This is a genomic window from Streptomyces sp. NPDC054847 (assembly GCF_053610925.1).
The window spans coordinates 1-3,632 of sequence record NZ_JBSGZJ010000592.1 but is presented as its reverse complement, the minus strand read 5'-3'; the positions used below and the strand labels follow the sequence as shown (position 1 = coordinate 3,632).

The 3,632-nt window shown below is 69.7% G+C and carries 3 protein-coding genes; all 3 read right to left on the bottom strand.

Annotated features, from left to right (window positions below; all coding sequences use genetic code 11):
• Positions 1 to 42: 42 nt before the first annotated feature.
• Complete coding sequence (locus ACWGH4_RS32860) at positions 43 to 1,650, bottom strand: glycoside hydrolase family 13 protein (RefSeq protein ID WP_453467282.1); 1,608 nt, start codon at positions 1,648 to 1,650, stop codon at positions 43 to 45.
• 126 nt (positions 1,651 to 1,776) lie between these two features.
• Positions 1,777 to 2,652 carry a carbohydrate ABC transporter permease gene (locus tag ACWGH4_RS32855; RefSeq protein WP_453467280.1) on the bottom strand — a complete coding sequence of 292 codons (876 nt, stop codon included), beginning with the start codon at positions 2,650 to 2,652 and terminating at the stop codon, positions 1,777 to 1,779.
• A gap of 15 nt (positions 2,653 to 2,667) precedes the next feature.
• On the bottom strand, positions 2,668 to 3,627 hold the full coding sequence (locus ACWGH4_RS32850) for a carbohydrate ABC transporter permease (protein ID WP_453467285.1): 960 nt from the start codon (positions 3,625 to 3,627) through the stop codon (positions 2,668 to 2,670).
• Between the last annotated feature and the right edge of the window lie 5 nt (positions 3,628 to 3,632).

Genomic DNA, 3,632 nt, shown 5'->3' with positions numbered 1-3,632 from the left:
TTCCGGGCCCTCGCCGTCCCCCGCCGGCGCCGGCGCGGCCGGTCAGGTCCGCAGCCACACCGCCGTGTCCTGCGGCAGCCGCCCGCCGTCGTCCAGCGGGCCGCTGGCGAGCAGCAGGCGTGAGTGCGGCGGGAGCCCGACGGGTTCCGCGCCGAAGTTCACCACGCACACCAGCCCGCCGGGCCGGGCGAAGGCGAGCACGGCAGGGCCGCCGGCAGGCAGCCAGGTGAGCGGGCCGTCGCCGAAGCCGGGCTCGGTGCGGCGCAGCCGCAGGGCTTCCCGGTAGAGGCTGAGCATCGACCCAGGGTCGCCGGCCTGGCGGTCCGCGGCGTAGGCGGCCCAGTCCGCCGGTTGCGGCAGCCACGGTTCGGTCCGGGAGCCGAATCCGCTGTACGGGGCGTCCGCGGTCCATGGCAACGGCACCCGGCAGCCGTCCCGGCCCGGGTCCGTCCCCCCGGAGCGATGGTGCATCGGGTCCTGGATGCGGTCCGGTGGGATCTCCGCCTCCGGCAGGCCCAGTTCCTCGCCCTGGTAGAGGTAGACGGCGCCCGGCAGCGCGAGGGTGAGCAGTGCGGCGGCGCGGGCGCGGCGGGTGCCGAGTTCCAGATCGGTGGGTGTGCCGAAGGCCTTGGCGGCGAAGTCGAAGGCGGTGTCCTCGCGGCCGTAGCGGGTGACGGTGCGGGTGACGTCGTGGTTGCACAGCACCCAGGTCGCGGGGGCGCCGACGGGCGCGTGCTCGGCGAGCGTGTCGTCGATCGTGCGGCGCAGCCGCCGCGCGTCCCAGGGGCTGCTGAGGAAGTTGAAGTTGAAGGCGGTGTGCAGTTCGTCGGGGCGCAGGTAGCGGGCGAATCGTTCGGCGTCGGGCAGCCACACCTCGCCGACGAAGACCGCGCCGTACTCATCGGCGACCGCCCGCCAGGAGCGGTAGATGTCGTGGAGTTCGTCGCGGTCGATGTAGGGGTGCGGGTCGCGGCCCTCGACGAAGTCGGCCAGGTCTGGGTCCTTGGCCGGCAGGGCGGCGGAGTCGATCCGTACGCCGGCCACGCCGCGTTCGAACCAGAAGCGCAGGACGTCCTCGTGTTCCTCGCGGACGGCCGGATGTGCCCAGTTCAGGTCGGGCTGCTGGGGTGTGAAGAGGTGGAGGTACCACTCGCCGTCCTCGACCCTGGTCCAGGTGCTGCCGGCGAACTGCGAGGGCCAGTCGTTGGGCGGCAGTTCGCCGTTCTCGCCGCGTCCGGAGACGAAGTGGAACAGCTCCCGTTCCGGGCTGCCCGGTCCCGCGGCGAGTGCGGCGCGGAACCAGGCGTGCTGGTCGGAGACATGGTTGGGGACGATGTCGACGATGGTGCGGATGTTCAGCTCGCGGGCCTCCGCGATCAGCTTCTCCGCCTCGGCCAGGGTGCCGAACGCCGGGTCGATGGTGCGGTAGTCGGCGACGTCGTAGCCGCCGTCGGCCAGCGGCGAGAGGTACCAGGGCGTGAACCAGATGGCGTCGACGCCCAGCTCGGCCAGATACGGCAGCCTGGCCCGTACGCCGGCGAGGTCCCCGGTGCCGTCGCCGTCGCCGTCGGCGAAGCTGCGCGGGTACACCTGGTAGATGGCGGCGCTGCGCCACCAGTTGTCGGTGCGGTCCGAATGAGGGGCTGCCACGGGAGGTCCTTTCGGGCAGAGGGATCTCCACCGCCGGCCCGGACAGCGAGGCGTCAAGGACGGGCCGGCGGCGGAGGCTTCATGGGTGAGCGCGGGGGCGGGGGCGCGAGGGCGGCGCCGGGCCTGTCAGCCCTTGAGGCCGCCCGCGGTGAGTCCGCTCATGATGTTGCGCTGGAAGAGGAGGAAGATGAGCAGCGTCGGTATGGAGGCGATGGTGAGCGCCGCTATCAGGATGTTCTCGGGCACACCGGTGGACAGTGAGTAGATGCCGACGTTCAGCGTCTGCTTGGTCGGGTCGGGCAGGGTGAGCATCGGCCAGAGGAAGTCCTTCCAGACGCCGACCACCGCGAAGATGGACACGACTCCCAGAATGGGCCGTGAGATGGGCAGCACGATCGACCGGAGCGTGCGCAGGGGACTGGCGCCGTCCATGGAGGCCGCGTCGAGGAGCTCCTTCGGGATGGAGTCGAAGAAGCGCTTCAGCAGGAAGATGTTGAAGGCGTTGGTGACGGACGGCAGCCAGATGGCCCAGGGCGAGTTGAGCAGGTTGCGTTCGAAGACCGGCACGTCGAGCACGGTCAGATACTGGGGCACGACGAGCACGGTCGCCGGGATCATGAGCGTGGCGAGCATCATGCCGAGGATCGCCTTGCCGAAGACGGGTCTGAGCCGGGACAGCGAGTAGGCCGCGGCCACGTCGAGGACCAGCTGGAAGGCGAGGGCCCCGAAGGCGTAGTAGAGGGTGTTGAACAGCAGCCGGGCCAGGTCCATGACCTCCCAGGCGCGTGAGTAGTTCTCCGGATGGAGGGCGTCCGGTACGAGGGTCGACGGGGTCTGGACGACTTCCTGGGTGGTCTTCAGTCCGCCGGAGACCATCCAGTACAGCGGTCCCAGGAAGACCAGTGTGAACAGGACGACGACCAGGGCGAAGGTGACCCAGTAGAGGACCTTGCCGCGGGGCCGTGCCAGCTGGGCCGGCGAGATGAGAGTGCGTGTGGTCATCTGTCGGTTCCCGTCCTACTCGTCCTCGGCGCGGCTGAGCTTCACGTACACGGCCGAGAATCCGGCGAGCAGCACGAGCAGCACCAGGCCGAGCGCCGCCGCGGCGCCGTAGTTGTTGAAGTTGAAGGCGTACTGGTAGATGAGATACACGACGGTGGTGGTCGAGCCCTCCGGTCCCGCGCCGCCGGTGAGCAGGAAGGGCTCCACGAACACCTGCATGGTCGCGATGACCTGCATGAGCAGCATCAGCGAGAGGATGAGCCGGGTCTGCGGGACGGTGACGTGCCAGATCTTCCGAAGGACGCCGGCGCCGTCGAGTTCGGCCGCTTCGTAGAGCTCCCCCGGGATGCCCTGGAGCGCCGCCAGGTAGATCAGAGTGGCGCCGCCCATGTTCATCCAGGTCGCCGCGATGACGACGGAGAGCATGGAGGTGTCGGGGTCCTGGAGCCACTGCTGGGCGGGCAGGCCGAAGAATCCGAGGATCTCGTTGAAGAGTCCGTAGCCCGGATCGTAGAGGTACTTGAACAGCAGCACCGACGCGACCGGCGGCAGCATCACCGGCAGGTAGACCAGCATGCGCAGGTAGCCCTGGGCGTGGCGGAACTCGTTGAGCACGACGGCGACGACGAACGGCACGGCGAAGCCGAGGAGCAGCGCGAGGACCGTGAACAGTGCGGTGTTGCGCCATGCCTGCCAGAAGGCCGGGTCGTTGAAGACGGTGGTGAGGTTGGACCAGCCGGCCCAGGTGGTCTGTCCGCCCTCGGTCTTCTGGAAGGCGAGGAGGAACTCCCTGACCATCGGGTACCAGGAGAAGAACGAGAAGCAGAGCACGGCGCCGATCAGGAATCCGTGGGCCGTGAGATTGCGGCGAAGGGCCTTGGCGAAGCTTCCGCCGCGGGGCCGCGGGACGTCCCCGCGGTGCTGCGAGCGGCGGGGCCCGGCCGCCTTGTCCGTGGTCATGGTGGGGGCCGACATGGTTG